Source organism: Candidatus Hamiltonella defensa 5AT (Acyrthosiphon pisum) (genome assembly GCF_000021705.1).
GTDB classification, from domain to species: Bacteria; Pseudomonadota; Gammaproteobacteria; order Enterobacterales; family Enterobacteriaceae; genus Hamiltonella; species Hamiltonella defendens.
Window position 1 is genome coordinate 20,339 of sequence record NC_012751.1, and the last position, 23,297, is coordinate 43,635.

Annotated in this window: 17 protein-coding genes and 1 pseudogene; 2 read left to right on the plus strand and 16 right to left on the minus strand. The window is 40.5% G+C overall.

The window, feature by feature from the left end; all coding sequences use genetic code 11:
• Window positions 1-183 precede the first annotated feature (183 nt).
• The gene (locus HDEF_RS00270) at window positions 184-1,248 is read right to left on the minus strand and encodes an AI-2E family transporter (protein WP_012737765.1); all 1,065 of its coding nucleotides are present in this window, start codon (window positions 1,246-1,248) and stop codon (window positions 184-186) included.
• Window positions 1,249-1,315: 67 nt separating this feature from the next.
• Entirely contained in the window at window positions 1,316-2,380 is a 1,065-nt protein-coding gene (recA, locus tag HDEF_RS00275) for a recombinase RecA (RefSeq protein ID WP_012737766.1), read from the minus strand.
• A gap of 259 nt (window positions 2,381-2,639) precedes the next feature.
• Here recA and aat point away from each other — a divergent pair, with 259 nt between their 5' ends.
• Window positions 2,640-3,332: a leucyl/phenylalanyl-tRNA--protein transferase gene (aat, locus tag HDEF_RS00280; protein WP_012737767.1), complete on the plus strand. Its 693-nt coding sequence runs from the start codon at window positions 2,640-2,642 to the stop codon at window positions 3,330-3,332.
• Here aat and ubiH read toward each other — a convergent pair.
• The 3 genes and pseudogenes from ubiH to HDEF_RS12360 form a co-directional block, all read right to left on the minus strand.
• Window positions 3,317-4,501, minus strand: coding sequence for a 2-octaprenyl-6-methoxyphenyl hydroxylase (gene ubiH / locus HDEF_RS00285; protein WP_012737768.1), 1,185 nt, complete (start codon window positions 4,499-4,501; stop codon window positions 3,317-3,319). The genes aat and ubiH overlap by 16 nt on opposite strands.
• A complete protein-coding gene (gene pepP / locus HDEF_RS00290) occupies window positions 4,501-5,820 on the minus strand; it encodes a Xaa-Pro aminopeptidase (RefSeq protein ID WP_171770456.1) in 1,320 nt (439 codons plus the stop codon). The genes ubiH and pepP overlap by 1 nt, the downstream gene beginning before the upstream one ends.
• A gap of 41 nt (window positions 5,821-5,861) precedes the next feature.
• Window positions 5,862-5,936: pseudogene (locus HDEF_RS12360) on the minus strand (IS6 family transposase); the annotation flags it as partial.
• Between the two features lie 146 nt (window positions 5,937-6,082).
• On the opposite strand from HDEF_RS12360, the gene HDEF_RS00295 reads away from it, so the two are divergent.
• Window positions 6,083-8,014 (plus strand): exoribonuclease II, encoded by a 1,932-nt coding sequence (locus HDEF_RS00295; RefSeq protein ID WP_012737769.1) that lies wholly within the window; start codon window positions 6,083-6,085, stop codon window positions 8,012-8,014.
• 6 nt (window positions 8,015-8,020) lie between these two features.
• Here HDEF_RS00295 and ribD read toward each other — a convergent pair whose 3' ends face one another.
• From ribD to galU, 11 genes are all read right to left on the minus strand, one after another.
• On the minus strand, window positions 8,021-9,199 hold the full coding sequence (gene ribD / locus HDEF_RS00300; RefSeq protein WP_012737770.1) for a bifunctional diaminohydroxyphosphoribosylaminopyrimidine deaminase/5-amino-6-(5-phosphoribosylamino)uracil reductase RibD: 1,179 nt from the start codon (window positions 9,197-9,199) through the stop codon (window positions 8,021-8,023).
• Window positions 9,200-9,211: 12 nt separating this feature from the next.
• Complete coding sequence (nrdR, locus tag HDEF_RS00305) at window positions 9,212-9,685, minus strand: transcriptional regulator NrdR (protein WP_012737771.1); 474 nt, start codon at window positions 9,683-9,685, stop codon at window positions 9,212-9,214.
• A 30-nt stretch (window positions 9,686-9,715) separates the two neighbouring features.
• Window positions 9,716-11,602 carry an exodeoxyribonuclease V subunit alpha gene (recD, locus tag HDEF_RS00310; RefSeq protein WP_012737772.1) on the minus strand — a complete coding sequence of 629 codons (1,887 nt, stop codon included), beginning with the start codon at window positions 11,600-11,602 and terminating at the stop codon, window positions 9,716-9,718.
• A 2-nt stretch (window positions 11,603-11,604) separates the two neighbouring features.
• Window positions 11,605-15,231, minus strand: a complete 3,627-nt coding sequence (recB, locus tag HDEF_RS00315; protein WP_012737773.1) for an exodeoxyribonuclease V subunit beta — start codon at window positions 15,229-15,231, stop codon at window positions 11,605-11,607.
• Window positions 15,197-18,568, minus strand: coding sequence for an exodeoxyribonuclease V subunit gamma (gene recC / locus HDEF_RS00320; protein WP_012737774.1), 3,372 nt, complete (start codon window positions 18,566-18,568; stop codon window positions 15,197-15,199). Before recC ends, recB begins: the two co-directional genes overlap by 35 nt.
• A 58-nt stretch (window positions 18,569-18,626) precedes the next feature.
• Window positions 18,627-18,995 carry a prepilin-type N-terminal cleavage/methylation domain-containing protein gene (locus HDEF_RS00325; RefSeq protein WP_012737775.1) on the minus strand — a complete coding sequence of 123 codons (369 nt, stop codon included), beginning with the start codon at window positions 18,993-18,995 and terminating at the stop codon, window positions 18,627-18,629.
• Between the two features lie 41 nt (window positions 18,996-19,036).
• A complete protein-coding gene (locus HDEF_RS00330) occupies window positions 19,037-19,474 on the minus strand; it encodes a YgdB family protein (RefSeq protein WP_234809412.1) in 438 nt (145 codons plus the stop codon).
• Window positions 19,475-19,512: 38 nt separating this feature from the next.
• The gene (locus tag HDEF_RS00335; RefSeq protein ID WP_012737777.1) at window positions 19,513-20,130 is read right to left on the minus strand and encodes a prepilin peptidase-dependent protein; all 618 of its coding nucleotides are present in this window, start codon (window positions 20,128-20,130) and stop codon (window positions 19,513-19,515) included.
• On the minus strand, window positions 20,121-20,621 hold the full coding sequence (locus HDEF_RS00340; protein ID WP_012737778.1) for a prepilin peptidase-dependent protein: 501 nt from the start codon (window positions 20,619-20,621) through the stop codon (window positions 20,121-20,123). The genes HDEF_RS00335 and HDEF_RS00340 overlap by 10 nt, the downstream gene beginning before the upstream one ends.
• A 161-nt stretch (window positions 20,622-20,782) precedes the next feature.
• A complete protein-coding gene (gnd, locus tag HDEF_RS00345) occupies window positions 20,783-22,195 on the minus strand; it encodes a decarboxylating NADP(+)-dependent phosphogluconate dehydrogenase (RefSeq protein ID WP_012737780.1) in 1,413 nt (470 codons plus the stop codon).
• Between the two features lie 61 nt (window positions 22,196-22,256).
• Complete coding sequence (gene galU, locus HDEF_RS00350) at window positions 22,257-23,150, minus strand: UTP--glucose-1-phosphate uridylyltransferase GalU (RefSeq protein WP_012737781.1); 894 nt, start codon at window positions 23,148-23,150, stop codon at window positions 22,257-22,259.
• Window positions 23,151-23,297: the final 147 nt, after the last annotated feature.

Genomic DNA, 23,297 nt, shown 5'->3' on the forward strand with positions numbered 1-23,297 from the left:
CTTTTTTTGTTCATATTGTTGTCAACAAATCATCATAAATGATTTCAATCAAAAGCAATTAATTAATTGAATTATAATGTTTTTTATAGAAATATTCAGTTTTTAGTGACCATTCTAATCATTTATTTACTTTTTCTTTAAATCAACGAGTTATTAGGGCTGTCACTAAATGTAGCGCCCTCTCTATTTCACTTTGGGTGTCAACTCTTTGGGCCAAGCCTGAATCACTGCTTTTACTAAGCTGGCCAAAGGAATAGCGAAGAAAACCCCCCAAAAACCCCAAAGGCCGCCAAAGATGATGACCGATAAAATGATCATCAATGGATGTAAATTAACTGCCTCTGAAAATAAAACAGGCACTAACAGATTGCTATCTAAGGCCTGTACAACAAGATAAGCAATCAATAATGTCCAAAAATGTGCGTCTATCCCCCATTGAAACATAGCCACCAGTACCACAGGAATGGTGACAATAACAGCACCTATATAGGGTATCAGTACGGAAAAACCGACCAACACTGCTAATAAAAGTGAATAACGCATATCCAGGATCCAAAAAACCAAATAAGTTGCAACAGCAACAATCACCATTTCAAGCACTTTACCGCGAATATAGTTCGTAATTTGTTGATTCATCTCTTTCCAAACTTTTCCAGCCAAGCTGCGATCACGAGGCAATATTTTCTGAAAGTTATTGAGCATTTGTTTCTTATCTTTCAATAGAAAGAAAACCATTAAAGGTACAACAATCAGATAAATCGCGAGGGTCAATAAGCCAATGAGTGAAGCAAGAGAGATTTTTACAACTGAATCGCCGACTCCTGCCAGTCTATTACGTAGATTGTCCGCTATCATGTCAACAATGCCTGCATCAACCAACGTGGGGTAACGTTTCGTCAAGGTGCTGGAAAAATTATTGAACTGATTGAGCATTTTCGGCATATCTGAAGTTAAATTCATGCCTTGTTGCCAAACATTTGGGACGACCACAAAGATGGCTAACAAACCAACCCCCACAAATAATGCTTGTATAATACTCACCGCACACAAACGGGAGCATCCTAGAACCTGTAATTTTGAGGTTGGCCATTCAAGAAGGTAAGCCAATACAATAGCGACTAAAAGGGGCGCTAAAATACCGCTTAAAAAATAAAGAATACAAAACCCCCCGACTAATATAATTAATAAGGCAACCACTTGAGGATCAGTAAAATGACGGCGATACCATTTTAATAACATGTCCAACATCAAGGAAAGCTCCGTTCAGTAGACATCTTCAAAAACTGATTAAAGTTTTAAGATGTCCCGTATTTTGTTAAAATGCAGTACTATTTTCATGATAGATTTTATCTAAAGGATCCAAATCTGTTTTATCTTTTTCACACACTGGGTTTAATAATCTATTACGTAATATTTTATCCAGCTCAGCTGCAATGGATGGATTGGTTTTTAGATATTCAGTGACATTCGATTTACCCTGGCCAATTTTAGTACCATTGTAGCTATACCAAGAACCCGCTTTTTCAACTAATTGGTGTTTCACGCCCAAATCAATCAATTCACCATGGGTATTAATGCCTTCACCATAAAGAATTTGAAAGTCTGCCTGTTTAAAAGGGGCGGCAATTTTATTTTTGACGACCTTAACTCGAGTGTCATTCCCAATGACCATTTCACCCTCTTTAATAGCCCCAACTCGGCGAATATCTAAACGTACTGAAGCGTAAAATTTAAGCGCATTTCCACCTGTCGTGGTTTCAGGGTTGCCAAACATGACCCCTATTTTCATCCGAATTTGATTAATAAAAATCAGCAGAGTGTTGGCATTTTTTAGGTTGCCGGCCAATTTACGCATGGCTTGGCTCATCATGCGTGCGGCAAGCCCCATATGAGAATCACCAATTTCACCTTCAATTTCAGCTTTGGGCACTAGGGCCGCCACAGAATCAACAATGATCACATCGACAGCCCCAGATCGGGTGAGCGAATCACAAATCTCTAACGCCTGTTCCCCCGTGTCTGGCTGAGAACAAAGTAAATTATCGATATCGACACCTAATTTTTTTGCATAAACAGGATCCAGCGCATGTTCTGCATCTATGAATGCACACACTTTTCCTTCACGTTGAGCCGCCGCAATGACTTGTAAAGTGAGAGTCGTTTTCCCTGATGATTCAGGACCGTAAATTTCAACAATACGCCCCATAGGAAGCCCGCCTGCCCCCAATGCAATATCAAGCGAAAGTGAGCCAGTAGAAATCGTTTCTACATCCATTGAACGGTCTTCACCCAAGCGCATAATAGATCCTTTGCCAAATTGTTTTTCAATTTGAGCAAGTGCAGCGGCCAATGCTTTTTGTTTGTTCTCATCTCGGATCATTTTTATTCCTTTTGAATAAGTTAAAATTGATTTTTATAATTGAGGGTTATTTTACCTTGATAAAGAAACTTTATATATCTATTTGGAAGCTGAAATCTTGTGTCATGTTTAATTTAATGATGCGATTGATGATAATAGTATTTCTTTTTTTTTTCTATTGTATTAATCAGAACTTGGGATCACTTTCGAAAAATCCATTCCAAACAATACAAAAATTTTTCACAGGGCTAAAAATAAAAAGGAATATGATTAAAAACCAATGTTTATCAAAAATTTATCAAAAAATATCATTGATTTTCCCAAGCCAGAAAAAGCACTTAAAGATCCGAATGGGTTGTTGGCTTCAGGTGGAGATCTCAGCCCTGAAAGATTGTTAGTCGCATATCAAAACGGTATTTTCCCCTGGTTCAACGAGGGTGAGCCTATTTTATGGTGGTCCCCTGATCCTCGCGCCGTACTTTTAAAATGCCATGTGAGCCGCAGTATGAAACGTTTTATTCGACCTGGACGTTGCCCTTACCACTTTAGCCTGAATTGTGCTTTTTCTGATGTGATCACTACCTGTGCTACAAAACGCTCGGGATGCACTTGGATCAGCTCTGATATTGTAAAAGCCTATTGTCAACTACACCGATTGGGTAGAGCCCATTCTGTAGAGGTTTGGCTGAAGGATAAATTAGTGGGGGGATTATATGGCATATCCGTAGGGGCGATGTTTTGCGGTGAATCCATGTTCAGCATCGCAGATAATGCTTCTAAAAGTGCTTTAATCATTTTTGAGCATTATTTTACGCAAAAAGGAGGAAAATGGATTGACTGCCAGGTGTTAAATGCGCACACCGCTTGTCTTGGAGCAGAACAGATCCCCAGAAACGATTTTTTATCGCTATTAGATCAGGCACAACGCGTTTCACTCCCTAAAGGGGTCTGGTCGCCTCAATCTCTCGGGTGAGACCAGCCTAAAGTTGAGCGGGACAACAGCTGAGCAAAAAAAGGCCCTTCTTCCATTGTCATCAACCCCAAATGACGAGCCACTACCAATGGTTTCAAGGCATTCGAAAATAAATGCACCAATCCTTCAGTCAGGGTGATCATATTTTGTTGATCTTTTTGCCGCTGCCTTTGATATTGATTTAATACGGAATATTCTCCCAAATCATCGCCTTTAGCCGCGGCTTCGGCTAAAATTTGAGCCAAAGTCATCGTATCTCTTAAGCCCAGATTAAACCCTTGACCCGAAACAGGATGCAAAGTTTGGGCCGAATTCCCTACCAATGCCAAGCGATGGCTGATATGCCGGGAGGCAAACGTCAAATAAAGTGGCGTGCTATAACGTGGCCCTACTTTCAGTATCTTTCCAAGACGCCAGCCAAAAGTATTTTGTAACTGCTGCAGGAAATCAGCATCGTTCCAGGCTTCTACCAAAAAACGGTTAGCCTGAGAATGACACCAAACCAGAGCACTTTCTTCCTGAGAAATCGGTAACAATGCCAGAGGCCCTTCAGAGGTAAAGCGTTCAAAAGCACAACTTCCCAGCGCTTTTTCTGTGCGGATGTGAGTGGTTACAGCAAATTGCTGGTAATCTTTTTTTTGATATTGAATATGGCAGGCTTGAGCAAGCGAAGAATGCGAGCCATCCGCCGCAATCAATAATGGCGCCTCTAAGGTTTCACCATGATTTAACGTAACGCGCACCATTTTTTGGGTACGAGATATTTGTAAAACCTGGGCAGGGCAATAAAGCTGAATGCCAGGAGTGCTTTTTAATAAAGAAAATAACCTATTTTGCGCCGTCTTTAATGACAACACCTGGCCCAAAAAAGGAATGTGATGATCTTGAGCCCTGAGATGAACAAAACCACACTGACCTTGATCGCTGACGTGAATGTTTGTGATAGGCGTTGCGTCATGTGATAGTGGTTTCCAAATGCCTAATCTTTCAAGCTGTTGGCAAGTGCCATGTGCCAACGCAATCGCTCTTTTATCATCAGAAAAAGACGCATTTTGATCTGGCACAAAAGCTTCTATCAGTCTGATGGGAATCTGACCACGAGTCAGGAATGCCACAGCCAAAGCTAAGGTAGAACCTACCATGCCCCCGCCGACAATAATAACGCCCATCATGCTTCTTGAGATGACATCAAAGATTCAATGAGTTCGGGATCTTTCGGAACAGCGGCGGTTAAATTTTCATTGCCTGTTTTTGTGATTAAAATATCGTCTTCGATACGAATGCCGATCCCCCTATACTGCTCAGGCACTTTCGCGTCCGAAAAAATATATAATCCAGGCTCCACCGTTAATACCATTCCCTCTTTTAAAGGGCGATTTTTTTCATCAGAGCCATAATCTCCGACATCATGTACGTCCATCCCCAACCAATGACTTAATCCATGCATGAAAAAGGGCTTATAGGCTTTTTGAGAATGCAGTTTTTTTAAACTTCCTTTTAATATTCCAAGGTTAATTAAACCTGCTGTGATGATACGTGTGACCTCTTGGGTGACCTCATGAATACTGATACCTGGTTTGTATAACTCCAAGGCTTTATTTTGGGCGGCTAAAACAATGTCATATAACGCTTTCTGTGGAGCGGTAAATTGACCGCTGACAGGGAAGGTCCTTGTAATATCCCCCGCATAGCCCTGGTATTCGCAGCCCGCATCAATTAACACCAAATTCCCTGCATTGAGTTTGGATTCATTCTCAGTGTAATGCAGAATACAAGCGTTTTCGCCAGTAGCTACAATGCTGTTATAAGCCGGAAAACGAGCGCCACGTTGACTCAATTCGTACTGAATTTCGCTTTCCAGGTGATATTCGTAGAGGCCTGGACGACATTTTTTCATAGCACGAATATGAGCCTGAGCGCTGATTTCACAAGCTTTGCGCAATACATTGATCTCTTCTTTTGATTTCAATAACCTCATTTCATCAAGACAGGGTCGCCAATCCATCAGCACGTGTGGCACACTAGAACTTTGGCGTGATTTTAATCGTAGTTTTTTGCAGGCTGAAAAAAATATTTCATCCGCATACGCATATTGGCCTTGTGCGTGATACACAACCTCTTGATTTTTTAAAAATAAATAAAGATGTTCTTCTATTTCATCAAAGGGCAATGCGTGATCAATTCCCAATTTTTGGGGTGCCCATTCTTGACCCAGGCGAGCGCCAGACCAAGTTTCAGCAAGGGGATCTCGAGCTCGATTCAATAAAATGGACTTCGTTTTTTTTTGAGTCTCTTTGATCAACACCAATAAGGCTTCTGGCTCCTTAAAACCTGAAAGATAATTGAAATAACTGTTTTGACGATAAAGATATTCCGAATCTGTGCTTCGAAAGACCTGAGGAGCAGAAAAAATCAGCGCTACACTGTTGGGCAACATCTTTGCCAGTAGTTTTTGACGTCGTTTTTGGTATTCTTTTAAAGTGATCATAAATTGTGTGTTTGAATGAATTAACTCAGAAGTGAAGCCCATAGCATCAGTCGTATGCGTCTTTTCACATTTCGATGATCCTGCTCAACCAGATTATTGAGATATTTGATTTGTTTTGGATAGAGTCTCCCAATCATTTAACGCGACGCAACCTTACATAGGCCCGTCTTAAATGACAAGACTCACTTGCTGTATGCTTTTCATTCCGGTAAAACTGTCAACCCAAATTACACTACAAAATAATACAACTCACTGGACAAGTATGTTTCAAAATAATCCTCTACTTGCAAAGCTAAAAAAACAACTTCATGTTTCAGCGCCCAAAATTGAAGGTATCGTTAAAGGAACCGAAAAAGGTTTTGGGTTTCTTGAAATCGATGCGCAAAAAAGTTATTTCATTCCTCCTCCACAAATGAAAAAGGTCATGCATGGCGATCGTGTACAGGGCAGCCTGTATAACGATAGAGATCGTGAAATGGTTCAACCGGAAACGCTGCTGGAACCTTTCCTCTCCCGTTTTGTGGGTCGTGTACAAAAAAGAGGGACATTTTTGCTGATCAGACCAGATCATCCTTTATTAAAAGAAGCTATTCCATGTTATGTCTCTGCTGATATCGCACACTCTTTTGAAGAGGGAGATTGGGCCGTTGCCGAAATGCGGGAGCATCCTCTGAAGGGTGCTCGAGCTTTTAAAGCAGAGATCACTTCTTTTATTGCTCATGGCGAAGATAATTTCGCGCCTTGGTGGGTGACCTTAACTCGCCACAATCTTGAACGTACTCCGCCTGATATGTGCCCGTTGGCGCTCAATGAAACCGAATCTGAACGTGAAGATTTAACGGATTTAAATTTTATTACTATTGATAACGCCTCCACTGAAGATATGGACGATGCACTTTGTGTGTCGGATCTGGGCAATGGCTCTTTCATGCTGATGGTGGCTATCGCAGACCCAACTGCCTATATTGATGAAAATAGTCCATTAGATACGGCGGCTCGTCAGAGGGCTTTTACAACTTATTTGCCCGGCTTTGATATCCCGATGTTGCCACGCGAAGTTGCAGATGATATCTGTTCACTTCGCCCTGATCAGCGTCGCCCTGCATTAATTTGTCGTGTCACCATTACGCCTGAGGGCGCTTTAGGTGAGGATATTCGTTTTTCGAGCGCCTGGATCACCTCAAAAGCAAAGCTGGCTTATAACAAAGTATCTGATTGGCTAGAAAATCAAGGGGATTGGGCGCCGCCCAATACTGAGATTGCTGAACAAATTCAATGGCTGAAACATATCTACGACGTAAGACATCATTGGCGTCAGCAACATGCTTTGGTCTTTAAAAATCGTTCAGAATATCGTTTTGTGATCAATGAAAATGGGAATGTACTTGATGTCATTATTGACGAAAGGCGTATTGCTCACGGTATAGTTGAAGAATGTATGATTGCGGCTAATATTTGTGCCGCGGTGATTTTACGAGATTGTTTAGGTTTTGGTTTTTATAACGTACATAGGGGCTTTGATCCTGCTTTGGTAAAACAAGCCGCACAAATACTCAAAACCCATGGTATCGAATTTCCCCCTGCTGATTTACTGACATTAGAAGGTTTCTGTCAATTACGTCGTCAGTTGGATTCGTTAGGCAATGAAGCGCTTGAAAGTCGCCTGCGTCGTTTACAGGCATTTTCTGAATTGAGTGTTGAGCCAGGCCCACATTTTGGTTTGGGTTTGCCCCTGTATGCGAGTTGGACTTCTCCGATTCGTAAATACAGTGATATGGTCAATCACCGGTTGTTAAAGATGGTGATTGCCAATCGATCTGCGAAAAAGCTCGATGAAAATATCTCTGAATTAATTGCAGAGCGTCGCCGTGCCAATCGAATGGCAGAGCGAGATATCAGCGACTGGCTCTATGCTCGTTATCTCAATCCCATAGCAGGCACTGACAAAAATTTTTCCGCAAAAATTATGGAAATGACTCGTGGTGGCCTTCGAGTTCGGTTGTTAGAGAACGGAGCCATCGCTTTTATTCCGGCTTCTTTGATTCACTCTGTCCGTAGTGAGATTGTATTCAATTCTGAAATGGGGACGGTTTACAAGAATGAAGATATTATTTATCGCCAGGGAGACATGATTGAAGTTCAATTAGCGCAAGTGCGGTTAGATACCCGAAATCTGATTGCAAGACCCATCTGAATGTTTTTATTTTCCCATTGATATTGAGAAACCAGGATCAGGTTTTAAGCGTAGTCTTAAGTCTGGTCCCATTTGTTTCACCTCTTGTAAAACAAACTCGGGAGCCTTGGCTAATTCATTTAATCCAGGTAACTGGCATAATCCACGAGCAGTATTTCCCAGAAGCTTGGGCGCCATATAAAGAATCAATTCATCAACCAAGCCCGCTTCTAATAATCCTCCTGCCAGCTCAGCACCGGCTTCGACCCAAATCAAATTCATTTCTCGTTTTGCTAATGCCGTCATTAATGACCCTAAATCAATCGCATTTTTTTTATCGGGCCATTGAATACTAGAAAAGATCCATTGTTCTACCTGATTTGGCCAATCTTGATGATCAGTTTTTGTTCTAATGAGCCAGCAAGTTCCAGGTTGTTGAACGACCTGATGTTGAGGAGTCACTTTATGGTGCCTGTCTAAAATAATTCTAACGGGTTGACGTAAACTCTCTTGAGGATAGAGGGCTTGAGTCTTTTTCGGTAATGATTCCCAACGTACTGTTAAAGCAGGATTATCTGCTGACACTGTGACACCTGTACTTAAAATGGCCGAGCTTTGTGCTCTGAAAAACTGCACATCCTGGCGGGATTGCTCTGAGGTTATCCATTGGCTCTCTCCTGATGCCATAGCCGTACGACCATCCAGAGAACAAGCCATTTTGAGTTGTATATAAGGTAAGCCCGTTCGCATGCGTTTTAAAAATCCGGGATTCAGATCTTGAGCCTCAGTGCTTAAAATTCCTGATGTCACTTCAATACCAGCCTGCTTGAGTTGATACAAACCTCTACCAGCAATTTCTGGATTAGGATCTTCGATTGCAACCACTACACGCCTGACGCCAGCTTTAATTAAGGCTTCAACACAAGGAGGCGTTTTTCCATAATGACAGCAAGGTTCCAAAGTAATGTAAGCCACACTGCCTTTTGCTAAACGGCCCGCTTTTTGAAGGGCGTGAATTTCTGCGTGGGGCTCGCCCAAACGCAAATGATAACCTTCACCTACCACTTGTCCATGACGCACGAGAACACATCCCACATTCGGATTAGGTGTGGTCGTAAAACGACCCAAACTTGCCAATCTCAGTGCATAAGACATATAAAATTCATCCTGACATTTCACAGAGTCAGCAGAATGTGTTTTTTTCATAACAGCCCTTCTTTAATCCTTTTGATGGAGGGAGGGATTGTCTTGAAGCTTGGCAATTTCTTCGCCAAATTCACGGACATCTTCAAAACTGCGATAAACAGAAGCAAAGCGAATATAGGCAATTTTATCTAATTTTTTTAAGGCTTCCATCACAAATTGCCCGAGCATTTTGCTAGGAACTTCAGGTTCTCCGGTTGCACGAAGCTGAGATTTGATTTGATGAATGGCTGTTTCAAGAGCATCTGTACTGACAGGGCGCTTTTCCAGCGCTTTTCTCATCCCGCTGCGTAATTTTTGTTCGTTAAAAGGCTCAAGAAGATCATCGTTTTTTATAACACGGGGCATCACCAACTCTGCGTGTTCTAAGGTGGTAAAGCGCTCATGACAAATGGCACACTGGCGTCGACGTTTAATTTGAGACCCTTCAGACACCAAACGAGAATCTATCACTTTTGTATCAACCGTATTACAAAAAGGACAATGCATAAAACTCCTTAGTAGAACTTCCTTGGATTTTTAAAAAGATTTTAACCGTGCAACTAAACCACTTCGTCTTTGAGTAGGGGTTAGAATCGCATGATTCAATACTTTATCGGTGGAATATAACGTTAATTTTTGACGAGCTCGAGTGATGGCCGTATAAACCAGTTCTCGGGTGACGATAGGGGTAAAATGATCAGGCAACACCAATGCAGTGTGTTCAAATTCAGATCCTTGTGATTTATGAACGGTCATCGCGTATGCCGTACTGTGCGCTGGCAAACGATTCGGTTGCACGGATTTTATGTGGCCATCTGAAAATTGAAAATACACTCTTAAGGCACCCGAGTGATCATAAAGAGTCATGCCCAGATCACCATTAAATAACCCTAATGAACTGTCATTGCACTCTATCATGATAGGTCGCCCGGAATACCATGAATTATTGAAAGGTTTTTGGGATAGGCTTAATAAACCACTATGACACAAAGTTTTTTCAATCTGTGTATTTAAACCCTCTAGACCAAATGAGCCCGTGCGCAGTGCGCATAACAGTTGGTAACGATTGAAAGCATGTAATATGGTTTCAGGATCTTTTCCCTGTTTAATCAGTTCAAGATAGGGCTGATAAGCCGCAACGCAGTCTTTCAGTAATTTTTGGTAATCTTTAGCATCACTCAGTGCATGTTGTCTGATATCAACATATTTTTTATTGACATCCCTTAAAATAGAGTGCGCTTTATGATGCTCACCTGAGTTAACGGCTTGCGCCAGTTCACCTATCCCTGATTTTTTATCAAAACGATAATTTTTATTGAGTAAACAAAGCTGATCACAGACATGAGCAACACAGAGATTTGGAAAATGTTCTATTGGATGCCCTTTCAAATCATATCCTGTCAGCCTGTTTAATTCTTCCGCTCGTGATGTGCTGTAACCAAGAGACAAAAAACGCCCAATTTCTCCTAATACAGACCCCGCTTCTACTGAAGCAAGTTGATCTCTGTCACCAAGGAAGATGACTTGGGCTGAGTTAGGTAAAGCATCAATTAATCGGGCCAACATCGGCAAGTCCACCATAGAAGCTTCATCCACGACTAAAACATCCAGATCTAATGGATTATTTTTATGATAACGAGATTGATGTCCTTTAGAGTAAGCCCCAAGTAAACGGTGCAAAGTACAAGCTTTTTCTGGCAAGCGTCGCGATTCTCCCGCGCTCAGTGATAATTCACGATAAGCGTTGCCTAGCGATTGTGTTAAACGTACGGCGGCTTTTCCTGTGGGCGCGGCAAGTTCAATACGTAAAGTCCGTTCTCCTGCAAGCCGTATCAAGGCGGTGAGTAATTTCGCCACTGTGGTGGTTTTTCCTGTCCCTGGTCCTCCTGAAATAATGGCGACTTTACTGGTAATCGCCACCGCAGCCGCCACTTTTTGAAAGTTAATATCAGATTCATTCGAAGTGAATAGTTGATCAAGGATCTGCTTGAGACGACATTCATCTTTTTTATGGTATGTCATTTTTTCTAAAGAATAATCTGAAATAAATTGAATCACTTGACCTTCATTTTTCCACATTCTTTGCAAATAAAGCCGTTCTTTTTCCAAGACCAAAGGGGTTGGTGAAGTGCCTTCACCGACGAGCGAGGAGGATTGAAATGCGTTCAACCATGCATTTTTATTTGGTTTTCCGGCGGCTTGCCATAAAGCTTCAGCCAATTCAGGGTGACGGCCATCAAAAAAATATTCAGGGGCTAAGCGAGCTAAGGGTAAACAAACATGTCCTGCACCGGCATCTGAGCTCAATAGAGCACAAGCGAGCTGCAATAAAGGTGAATGATGAGCAGCAATGATTTGTGCAAATTGCACATCAAGAAAACGCAATAATTTTTGATCCAGGGCTTGATTTAATAACCCCATCATGGTCATTCTGTCGCCCCTCCTTTTTCCCCTTTAAAGAGCTGATCAAGCCCTTCAATAAGCTGAAATGATGGGCAACAATGAAAAATCCCCTGTCCCAAAGTTTGGCTATCAACCCCACGTAAAAATAAATAGATAACACCCCCGAAATCGCGTTCATACTGATAATTCGGAATCCGATGGCGTAGATAACGATGTAACGCCAACGTATATAATTGATACTGTAAATCATATCTATGTTCGGCCATCGCCTGTTCTATAGACTGACGATGATACGCTTTAGCGCTTGTTCCTAACCAGTTAGATTTGTAATCCAAAAGATAAAATTGATCTTGCCAGAAGAAAACCAAATCAATAAACCCCGTCAATATTCCTTGCACCTTTGGAAAAGATAATGTTGAGCACAGTGCTGAAAGAGGATCGTGTTTTTTAATCAACACATCTAGGTTTGAGGATTCCAACATTGCATCGATCGGCAAATGAAATTGCAATTCAACTTGTTTATTTTTTTCTGTTAATTTCGATAAACTCAGATCTCTTTTGTCATTGAGCGGGGTATCCAGGATCTCTGTTAACCAATCATGCAACATTGGTAGCCATTTTTCATCAAATCCTTTTTGAAGTAATTGCATCTTTAACCATTCGATCTCAATCGATTGACTAAAATCTAATCGTTCTAATAGATCATGAAGAAATGTTCCAGGTATCGCTCCACGTGGAAAGGTATGAGGGCTCAAGCTGTTTTCTGATGAAAAAAGGGGGTCGTTCATGACGTCTGTGATGACTTCAGTGTCCAAAGAAGGCAACAATTCTTGCATTAAAATATGATCGGTTTTGAGCCGATTAACCGTTGAATGGGTTAAGCTCGAAGAGTCTTGTAATTTCGAATAACTGGTGACCTGCCAATGATCTTGCATTTTTCTTGTAAAGTGCCTGGCTGTTAATTCAGGTAATGGTTCTTTTGTTGGTTGCCAAAGGCTAAAATCGGAGGGATTTGCCAAAGAAACGGCAATATGCTCGCCTTCCAGTTCCTTTAATTTTTCAGATAAATATTGAGCATCCCCTGCCATGCCTTTTTGAATCAGATACCCCAAAGCACTCAGATGTATGTCACTTTCTCGTTGTTTTTTTCTTCCCCCTTTAATGAAAGGAGCAATACCGATAGAGCAATGATAAACAGAACGTGTTAATGCGACATACAGTAAACGTAGGTCTTCTGAGAGTCTTTCTTTTTCAGCTAAAGCCCTATTTTCATGGGTGGCCTTAAAGTCTAAAACCGCGGTACAGTGTTCAGGTTCATGATAAAAAACTTCTTTTTGGGCGCGTTCATCATGTGGCTGATGTTGAAAATAACCTATAAAGGGGAGCCAAACCAATGAATATTGTAATCCCTTAGATTGATGAACAGTCACAATTTGAATCAAATCACAATCTGTTTCTAGCCTCAGTTTCTGATCTTCTGATTCAGCATTGAATTCTGTGATCTTTTGAGCAAGCCATCTGACTAATGCCTGTTCACTGTCCAGTTCCTCTGAAATTTGCTGTAGCAGTTCACTGAGATGTAGTAAATCGGTTAAACGACGCTCACCCTCTTGGGTTTTCAATAGGTTTTCTGCCAACCGACGCTGAAAAATGAGTTTTCTCAGCATGGGTAAGACCCCTTTTTTTTGCCAATGTTGACGATAGTCATGAAATTCATCGACCAAAGCATCCCATGCTTGCCCATCGGACTGTAGCGCCTGTAAGGCGTTTGTGTTCAACCCCAACAAACTGGTTGCCATAGCACAACGTAAAAATTTTTCGATTTCAGGTGCTAACACCGCTTGCAAAATCCATAGTAGATCTTTTGCTTCTGGCGTATCGAAGACACTGTCTCTGTTAGACATATAAACCGAAGGAATAGACAGCCTGTTTAACGCTTTTTTTACTAAAGCCGCTTCAGTGCGGGTTCTGACTAAAACCGCAATATCAGCTGCTTTCACTGAGCGTACCCCCTGATCACTCATCAGCTGTGCTCGCCCTTGTTGGCCTGCTGTTAACCAATCTCTTATTTCAATCGCGCATTGATTAGACATACATTTTTTGTATTGATTAACAGTGATCCCTTCCCCTTTCTGTAACCAAAAATGTAATGCAGGTTGTATTTTTTTATCTATTGTTAATTGGTAAGTTCTGTTTTTGTCTGAAGCAATCGCTTCAACAAAAGGGATCTGTGAAAATAAAAAAGGGGTCTCAATTTGAGTAAAAAGCTGGTTGACTGCTTTGACGATGGCCGGAGAAGAACGCCAGTTGGTTTCTAATGTGTACTGATGCGCGATTTGAGAGCGTGCACGAATATAAGTGAAAATATCGGCGCCACGAAAAGCGTAAATAGCTTGTTTGGGATCGCCTATCAGTAATAAGCCACAATCTTTTTTTTTAGCATAGATAGAGTGAAAAATACGATACTGTTGAGGATCGGTATCCTGAAATTCATCAATTATTACAATAGGATATTGTTTTCTAATGGTTTCGGATAGTAAGTTTCCTCCTTTTTGTTTGAGTGCTGTATCCAGGTTTTTGAGTAAGTCATCAAAGCTTAATTCTCCTCGTCTTCGTTTTTCTTTTTCAAGAGAAAGGCGAATTTCTTTAATCGCTTTTGTAAGCACGACATCTCGTAATGTCAGGCCTTGAAAAAAAATAAAATCAATGAGCGAAAAAAGAGGATGTTGAGGAGGATGTCCTTTTTGAGTTTTTTCAAAAAGAATGGATTGACGAAACCTGTTTAACTCCTTTGGTAAAAAATAGGACCCACTTTCTTGATAGGCCCATTGAGTGATTTTTTCTAACCAAATCGGGAGATATCTGCTGTTATAAGTGCGTTTATCTACCCCCGATTTGTCGATTAATGTTTTTAAATCTGGAACTGTGGTTTGCCATTTGAGCTTAAGTTCGGTGATTTGTTTTATGATTTTTTGATGACGGCTTTGAATGCTTTCGTCTTCAGAAGGCGGGTTACGTAATTGTGGCGCTTCTCCTTCTAAGTAAGGGGAAATTTCTTTAAGTAATGCTTGAGGGCTAGCCCATTCTTGACTGATTGCTACCGCTTCTTCAAATGATAATAAATAACAGGAGCGCCGCCAAAAATCAGCGCAAGTCTGGCGAATAAGCTTGTCTTCATTTTGAATGAATGTTTGTTTAAAAAGAACACCAGATTCAAATGCATTGTTCAGTAAAGTTTTTTGGCAGAATCCATGAATTGTATAAATAGCAGCTTGATCCATATTGCGTTCTGCAAACAGTAGTATTGAGGCCGCCGCATTAAGATCTGTGATCTCTGCCAATAATTTTTGGTAAAAAGCATTTTGAGTCCCTTCATTAAGACAAGCCATTCTTAAGTTATAGATCTCAGAGCGAATTCTGCCCCTGAGTTCTTCTGTTGCGGACTGGGTAAAGGTGACTACCAAAATCTCCTCGACTGTTAAACGACGTATGTAAGCATGATGACCGCCCAAACCCAGCAGTAAGCGCAAATAGAGTATGCCAATAGTGAAGGTTTTTCCCGTGCCTGCAGAAGCTTCAATCAAACGTTCCCCAAAAAGCGGTAAAATCATCGGGTCAAGTGATTGAATTTTTTTCATTGAAAACTCCATTTTTAATGATGTTGTGATGTGCTATTGGCAATAAATAGTTTTTTGCTTCCTGTAAAATACGGTCTACATGAGTGTCATTGATTGATCTGAAGAGGCGCTGTATGTAAGGGTCGTCTCCTTCTCCTCTAACCCCTGTTTTAGGATTACCTTGAAATACGGTTAATAAATGATCTTTTGCTTTTGCTTGCGTTTTTTCATCCCATAAAATGTGCCGATTTTTCAAATCGTAACATTTTGTTAACCATGCCCATCCACTGTGATTTAATAACAGTAGAGGTTGAATCATTCCTTTTTGATATCCCTCAATGAATAGGCTGAGATGTTGCTCTGCTTCGGATTGTGATAAAGCAGAAAATCGCCAGACTGACTCTTTTTTTCCATAAATACGGCTTTCACCTTTACCTCCTGATAAACAGTAAGCCAAATGTTCAATCCAGAGTAACAAGCCATCAACTATGGTCAATGTACTAGGACGCCAACGTATTAATCCATCTGTTTGAGCATGTGCTATCCAGCCAGACAAGGTTCTCTCACCCAAAGTTGTATTGACTTCCAGGCGACAAAATTCTGTATGCCCGGTTTCTGTCTGAATTTTTTTCGCTATCAACCCCATTTCGTTTTTTTGCTGTTGCCAATAAATTTCACCAAAATGACCAAAAGGTAAACGCCCAGACGCTTGCATTCTTGCATACAGCTGATCAACATTTTTCTGTTCTATTAACGCATTTAAAAGCTCTGTATTAAATTGATAACGTGCTAAAGGAGCCAGGATAAAAGGTTCTTCATTCGATAACTCTTTTTGCTCTACCCTAAACTGTACGCCTAAGCGTAGTTGAAAGAAGGCTTTGATGGGATGTCGGTAAAAGTTGATTAATTCATCTAGAGTGATTTCTGAGAAAGGCTCTGAGACTAGGGGTTTAATAAAATCATCTTGAGGCTGTTTTTGCTCTTGGGTGTGTTTTTTTGCAGCCTCAAGCCATTCAATCGCATAACTCTGTTGTTCTGTTCCTTTAATAAAATTTTTGGCAGAAAAAGGCATTCGTGTATGACAAAAAAGGAGGTGCTGAATTACCCTGGCCATGCTTTCGTCAGAGTTGCGATTCTCATCTCCCGGCAAAACATAACTGTTTCCAATATATTCGAGCAATTCACTGACTAATACCGACGGGTAACGCTGACTATTATCTTGAATAGAACGCCCAATGTAGCTGATATACAGATATTGTTGAGCTGATAATAATGCTTCAAGGAAAAGATATCGATCGTCATCTCTACGGCTACGATCCCCTTTTTGTCTTTTTTTTGCCATCAGATCGAAACCCAGAGGAGGCAATATTCTTGGATAAATCCCTTCATTCATTCCTAGTAAACAGACGACTTTAAAAGGAATCGAACGCATCGGCATCAGAGTGCAAAAATTGATGGGGCCCGCTAAAAAACGCTGGCTGATGCGTTGATTCTCAAAACGAGTCACCAAGTCATGCCGTATTAAGCTGACAGGCACTGTATTGGCGTACTGGGCTGAGAGCCCGTACTGAATAATGTTTTGCCACTGTTGATCTATCAGAATGAAGATAGATTCTGTTTCAGCATTGGATTCAAAAAATGCGTAAAATAAATCTCTACAGAGAGGAAGCCATTCTGATAATAAGCGTGAGGTTTTTAATTTTTTGCGCCATATGCTTAGCATCATTAACAGTCGAGCCAACTTCCCTATTAATTCTGCCGCCAACCCGGTGGATTCATCGTAGGGTAATACGCCTTCCCAATCGCCTGCTTGGCTGTCCATGGCATAACCTAAGAACATACGTTTTAAACCAAATTGCCAGGTATGTTGACCTGTGATTGGCAAAGAGAGGTCCTGTACGTTTTCATTATCCAGCCCCCAACGTATGCCTGATCCTTCTACCCATTCACGTAATAGGGATAACTCTTTTTCCTGGATCTCAAATTTTTGAGATAGCGCAGAAATTTCCAATAATCCCAATACTTGTTCAGAACTGAATCGACTTTGTGGTAAATCAAGCAATTTTATAAAAGTCTGTAAGACAGGATGAACCTGTGTCATTTTTCTGTCTGAAATAGCAAAAGGTAGATAGCGTTCTAAAGAAGCATTGCTAAATACGGCTTGTATATAGGGCGCATAATTATCGATGTCTGCGACCATCACAATGACATCTCTGGGAGTCAAAGCAGGATCCTCAGAAAATAAATTCAGAAGTTGATCCTGTAAGATTTCCACTTCTCTTTGTTGACTGTGACAAGAATGAACACCGATAGAGCGATCGTTGATATCCAGTAAACGTTTTTTGTTGTGATGAGAGTTTGATTCAGAAAAGTGACGGGTCGCCTGATTTTTGAACTCTAACATGTCATGTTGTAGCGCATGAAGTAAGTTATCTGGCTCAATGTCAACAAAAGCGTGAATTTCTTGGAGCCCTTCTATTTGAGATAATAAATAGAGATGGTCTCTGCCTAGTCGCCCCCAAGATGCAAGTAAGGGGTTGATTTGTTCTTCCTCAATATTGCGTAAATCACTGCTGGTATTTTTGATGTTTAATTTAGCCAGAATGTCATAGTTTTGAATATCGCCCCAAAAATAACGACAAGGGTTGTTAAACATGAAATGGATATCCATGTGTCTACTTAATGCTTCTAAACCTTTTAAGTAAATGGGGGGTAAGGTAGAGATACCGAAAATAAAGACCCTTTTGGGTAAAAGATCAGAGTCAACATCATTTTTATTTAGGGCTTGGATAAATCTTTGATATAGGCGAGCACGATGCCATTCTGGTTGTTCAAGTTGCCGAGAGTAGCGTATTAATGAGACCCATAAAGCGGCCTGCCAATCTTGGTTTTTATTGAGGTCGTCAAATTTTTTGCCGTTTTCCCACCCGTCTAACCATTCTGAGCGATAAACCAGATATTGATCAAACAGATCGGCAATCCGTATCGCCAATTGATGAATTTTTTGTTTATCTTCGTCGTCTTGTAGATAATGTTTTATGGATGCAAATATAGGATTTTGTAATAAATCAGGCAGTAAACACATCAGTTTCCATGTCATGGCATCTTTGTTAAAAGGGCTTTCTTTTGGAATGTTTTTTAGAACTTTGGTGAACATATCCCAAATAAAGGTCGCAGGAAGAGGAAACTGAATATTTGCTGAAATGCCTAAAGATTGTGCGAGTTGAATTTGTAACCACTGAGCCATCCCCGGGCTTTGTACCAATATGATTTCTTTTTGAAAAGGATTTTTTAGAGGTTCTTTTTCTATCAATGTGCTTGTTAATGTTTTTAATAAATCCAGTTGATTGGAATGATAAGTGATAAACATTTTTTCTCCATTGAGAACGCTTTATTTGCTCTTAAGGTAAAGGATTGAATTTTCTCTATCATTCACAAAACCAGCGATTTAAAGAAAATTTTTGATTCTGTGGCGATGTTGCTTCAACATGAAAGTTGATGCAATTTGCATTAACTCTTCTTGGGATTTTTTCAAGTTTCCAACCTGATGTTGGGTTTGTTAATTTTGAAAAAACAGGGTGGTGAGTCTCTGAAAAAATTTCGATATTTTGTTGAATAAGTGCACTTGCTTGTCTCATTTGCCATTGACGTTGAAATCCCTGTAGTAATTTTTGTTGATATTCTAACAATCCAAGCGCAGAGATAGAAAATAGCAGAGCTGCAATCAATGCCTCAAACACACTAAAACCTTTTTGAGAAGTTAATAAATTGAATTGTAATTTTTTATTTTTTTTCATGCTCTCTTTTTGACGATCGTTATCTGCAGTTTTTTATCGGCTTAGTCCAGACAAAATTTTTCATTTTTTACAGGGCAAAAATCGAGCCATCCTCCTGTGACAGGGACTAATTTTTGCTCTGTGGTGTTAGGCATTTCGTTTGTTTGGGCACTTTGATAAAGGATGATTTTTTCTGATCTGTTCCCCAATATACTTTCCCCTTTTATCAAAAAAATACCGATCTCTAACATCGGCTTAATGCAGGATTTTAATTGATTGATTTGTTCTGTTTCACAATACCAGCCTTGATGGCGTCTAGAGGTTCTCTGTGAAAGTGATCTTAATGGCCACTGTTTGCTTACTCCCCAACTGAGCGATGAGGCCGCCTGATTGTATGCTTTTAAATAAAAGCGCTCTTGGCCGCTGATGTTGAAGGCGCCTTCCAGTTCTCTTTGTAAAGCCGTCAATAATAATAGGCCCATGGTGAAAATGATGAGCACAGATATTAAGGTGCCAGTTCCTTTTTGATAAGGCCGTTTCATAAATTTTTATTGTTAATCACACTGTTAATCTGACGCTGAATGGGCGGTTTCTTTGTGTGATTATTGGCAAAGAAATCTGTTTTAAATAATGTGCCTAATCTCGATTTGGGAAGCTGAGTAATACTAAAATGCGTTATTTTTATTTCTTGCGGATCAGATATTTTTTCCCAACCATGACCAGAACAATGTAATTGCCCTCGTTGTATTTCTAAAACACCTTTACGTAGACGATAACCAAAATATTCAGACTCACGATGCTGTTCTCCTTCTAGTTTTCCATTTTTATTAAGGTCATAAGACAAGATAATGCATGAATTTTTCATTTCACCAGGATATTGGCCAATGCGCAGGATCATCCCTGGGCATTGGCCATTACAAAACCCAGCTCTTCTGAGATCTTTTTCAATCGAAAACATGAGTTGCCTCATCGCTTGATCAAGGCGAAAAGATTCTTGTAAAAATTTTGTTTGATATCTGAAGTGTGGATAAATTTTTGCACTGCTCAGTATAATGAAGCTTCCAAAGCTGAGCGCCAGAAGCAGTTCGATCAGGGTAAACCCTTTTTTACTTGTTTGTTTTTCATTTAATGGCACCCCTTTTCTTCTTAACGACATAACGGAAGATCCGCTATTTTTTTATTTTGACTGCATAGTCTTATTCTGCCCTGTTTTGAAATAATGAGTCGAATGCACCCCTCTGAATTGGTCAGAGTAAAATGGCCTGGCTGTGCGGTATTACGTCGCCCATAAAAAGCCATGTTTTTGAGTGGGAAATGAGACAGGGAAATATCCTTGTAATCGGGCTTGTAAATCGAATTTTTTGATTTTTCACACGCATTCAATTCCATGTTTCCACTGCCAATACACCAAGTGCCAGAATGATAATAAACCCATAAAAAATCAGTTCGATTATACCAATAGGCATTTGCCTGAAGTTGATTTAAAAAAATAAGCAAAGAACGAGCCGTGATCAGTAAGCGTTCTTTTTGCTGGTGGCTGTACCAACTTCGTACACTCCAATTTGTTATGATTGAAATTAAAAAAATTGCAAATAAGAGCTCAACCAGGCTGATGCCTTTTTGCTTTTTTATAATAAAAGGTTTCATGAAGCCAGTGTATTGGCCGGGGATTTGATTTCCAGCGTGGATCAGCAAATTTTGGATCTGGTGCACAGAAATTTTTCATATTTTTCATTCATAAACCACAAGATGTGATCTGCTTCGCATTTTATATCAATAGCTGATTCAATCAGCTGATGGTTTTTGAGTTAATCGGTTACCCAATTTGTATGAAAGACCGCCTGACCACTGTCATTACGTTTATAAGTGTGTGCCCCAAAATAATCTCTTTGAGCCTGAATTAAATTAGCTGGTAATAGTGCCGAGCGATAACTGTCGTAGTAAGTGATGGCCGCAGAAAAAGCGGGAACGGGAATACCATTTTGTACCGCATAAGAGACGATATCACGCAATGCCTGCTGATAATGATCCGCAATTTTTTTGAAATATTCTGCAAGTAACAGATTGGAAATGTTTGGTTTTTGATGATAAGCCTCTGTTATTTTTTGTAAAAATCGAGCGCGAATAATGCAGCCAGCACGAAAAATACTCGCAATGTCGCCGTAATTTAAGTTCCAGTCGTTTTTTTCAGAGGCTGTTTGTAGTTGTTGAAATCCTTGCGCATAAGAAACGATTTTTCCTAAATACAGAGCAGATCGTATTTTTTCAATAAATTCTGCTTTTTGCCCGTGAAATGGCTGAATTTTGGGCCCTGTTAGTACTTTAGCTGCCGCGATTCTTTGTGTTTTTAAAGAGGATAAATAACGCGCAAATACGGATTCTGTTATGAGACTTAAAGGAATTCCGAGATCTAAAGCACTTTGACTGGTCCATTTACCTGTGCCTTTGTTGGCGGCCTCATCTAGGATGAAGTCTATGAGATCATGGCCATGCTCATCTTTTTTGCAAAAAATATCTGCTGTTATTTCAATAAGATAACTGCTAAGTTCACCTTGATTCCATTGTTTAAAAATATCTGATAGCTCAAAATTTTTGAGGTTTAAGCCTTGCTTTAACAAAGAATAAGCTTCAGCAATCAGTTGCATATCCCCGTATTCTATGCCGTTATGCACCATTTTTACATAATGACCTGCACCATTTGGGCCGATGTACTTGACACAAGGTTCTCCTTCGGCTTTTGCGGCGATTTTTTTGAACATAGGAGCCATTAATTCATAAGCTTCTTTTTGCCCCCCTGGCATAATCGAGGGGCCTTTTAAAGCGCCTTCTTCACCTCCTGAGACGCCGACCCCCATGAAATAAAACCCTTGTTTTAATAATTCTTCACTTCTTCGAATAGTGTCCTGATAGTGACTGTTTCCTCCATCAATTAAAGTATCTCCTTGATTTAAATATGGCGTCAGTGCGCGAATGGTGTCGTCTGTTGCGGATCCTGATTGGACCATCAGCAGGATCCGGCGAGGTGTTGCCAGTGATTCCGCAAGCTCTTTTAAGCTGTAACAAGGGAGCAGATTTTTTTCTGGATTTTCTTCGATAACCTGGTCTGTTTTTTCATGAGAACGGTTAAAGATGGAGACAGAATAACCTTGGTTTTCAATATTAAGTGCCAGGTTACGGCCCATGACCGCCATACCTATGACACCTATCTGTTGCTTGCGCATATGAATTCCTATTTTAAAAAACGTGGTTTTTATTGAATAAAAAAGAAGAAGAGTGAATGTTTTAAAAATTTTGATTTTTTAACCAATTTAAAAATGCGGAGCCTTCTGTTTCATGACGCAGAGCGTACTCTACAAAAGCTTTCATATAACCTAGTTTGTCGCCGCAGTCATGCCATTTCCCAGTCATATGAAAGGCTTCCACAGGTTGTGTTTCTATTAACATATCAATGGCATCGGTAAGTTGAATTTCTCCCCCCGCCCCGGGCGAGGTTTTTTCCAGTAGGGGCCAAATGTCTGAGGATAAAACATAACGGCCTACCACGGCCAAATGAGAGGGGGTGTCTTTTGGTGAAGGTTTTTCTATCATGGCTTTTATCAAAGCCGCCTGACCTGGAAAAACAATGACGTTCCCACAATCAGCTATACCGTATTTACAAACATCTTCTAGAGGAATAGGTGCGACCATAATTTGACTTCGCGCTGTCTCTGCAAAGCGTTCCATCATGCAGGTGAGATTTTCTTTTAAGCAATCCACAGAAGGTGTCTCCAGGAGTACATCTGGTAGCAGGATGACAAAAGGGGCGTCCCCTATGATGGGGCGAGCACAGAGTATGGCATGTCCTAGTCCTTTAGCCTGTCCCTGTCGTATGTGCATGATGGTGACATCGGATGGGCAGATATTTTGCACTTCTTGTAATAATTGCCGTTTTACTCGAGCCTCTAAAACTGCTTCGAGTTCAAAAGAAGTATCAAAATGATTTTCTATCGCATTTTTTGATGAATGGGTGACCAGCACAATTTCTTTGACCCCCGCTAATACAGATTCATTCACAATGTATTGAATGATAGGCTTATCCACCACAGGTAACATTTCTTTGGGAATCGCCTTGGTCGCAGGCAGCATGCGGGTCCCCAATCCTGCAACAGGGATAATCGCTTTTAATTTTTGAGGCATATTGCAACCTTGTGATTCAAAGAAAGTGAAATGATCTTAAAGTATTTTTTATTTAGGGCTTATTGTGATGACATCTCTTGCAAAACGATAGCGATGGCAGCGGATTCAAGACGTACAAAATTCAGCCACGGAATGGCCAGTAGAATG

Coding starts and splice junctions, on each gene's coding strand:
- HDEF_RS00270 (WP_012737765.1), bottom strand. CDS start 1,248: ATGTTGGACATGTTATTAAAATGGTATCGCCGTCATTTTACTGATCCT.
- recA (WP_012737766.1), bottom strand. CDS start 2,380: ATGATCCGAGATGAGAACAAACAAAAAGCATTGGCCGCTGCACTTGCT.
- aat (WP_012737767.1), top strand. CDS start 2,640: ATGTTTATCAAAAATTTATCAAAAAATATCATTGATTTTCCCAAGCCA.
- ubiH (WP_012737768.1), bottom strand. CDS start 4,501: ATGGGCGTTATTATTGTCGGCGGGGGCATGGTAGGTTCTACCTTAGCT.
- pepP (WP_171770456.1), bottom strand. CDS start 5,820: ATGATCACTTTAAAAGAATACCAAAAACGACGTCAAAAACTACTGGCA.
- HDEF_RS00295 (WP_012737769.1), top strand. CDS start 6,083: ATGTTTCAAAATAATCCTCTACTTGCAAAGCTAAAAAAACAACTTCAT.
- ribD (WP_012737770.1), bottom strand. CDS start 9,199: ATGAAAAAAACACATTCTGCTGACTCTGTGAAATGTCAGGATGAATTT.
- nrdR (WP_012737771.1), bottom strand. CDS start 9,685: ATGCATTGTCCTTTTTGTAATACGGTTGATACAAAAGTGATAGATTCT.
- recD (WP_012737772.1), bottom strand. CDS start 11,602: ATGATGGGGTTATTAAATCAAGCCCTGGATCAAAAATTATTGCGTTTT.
- recB (WP_012737773.1), bottom strand. CDS start 15,231: ATGGAGTTTTCAATGAAAAAAATTCAATCACTTGACCCGATGATTTTA.
- recC (WP_012737774.1), bottom strand. CDS start 18,568: ATGTTTATCACTTATCATTCCAATCAACTGGATTTATTAAAAACATTA.
- HDEF_RS00325 (WP_012737775.1), bottom strand. CDS start 18,995: ATGAAAAAAAATAAAAAATTACAATTCAATTTATTAACTTCTCAAAAA.
- HDEF_RS00335 (WP_012737777.1), bottom strand. CDS start 20,130: ATGTCGTTAAGAAGAAAAGGGGTGCCATTAAATGAAAAACAAACAAGT.
- HDEF_RS00340 (WP_012737778.1), bottom strand. CDS start 20,621: ATGAAACCTTTTATTATAAAAAAGCAAAAAGGCATCAGCCTGGTTGAG.
- gnd (WP_012737780.1), bottom strand. CDS start 22,195: ATGCGCAAGCAACAGATAGGTGTCATAGGTATGGCGGTCATGGGCCGT.
- galU (WP_012737781.1), bottom strand. CDS start 23,150: ATGCCTCAAAAATTAAAAGCGATTATCCCTGTTGCAGGATTGGGGACC.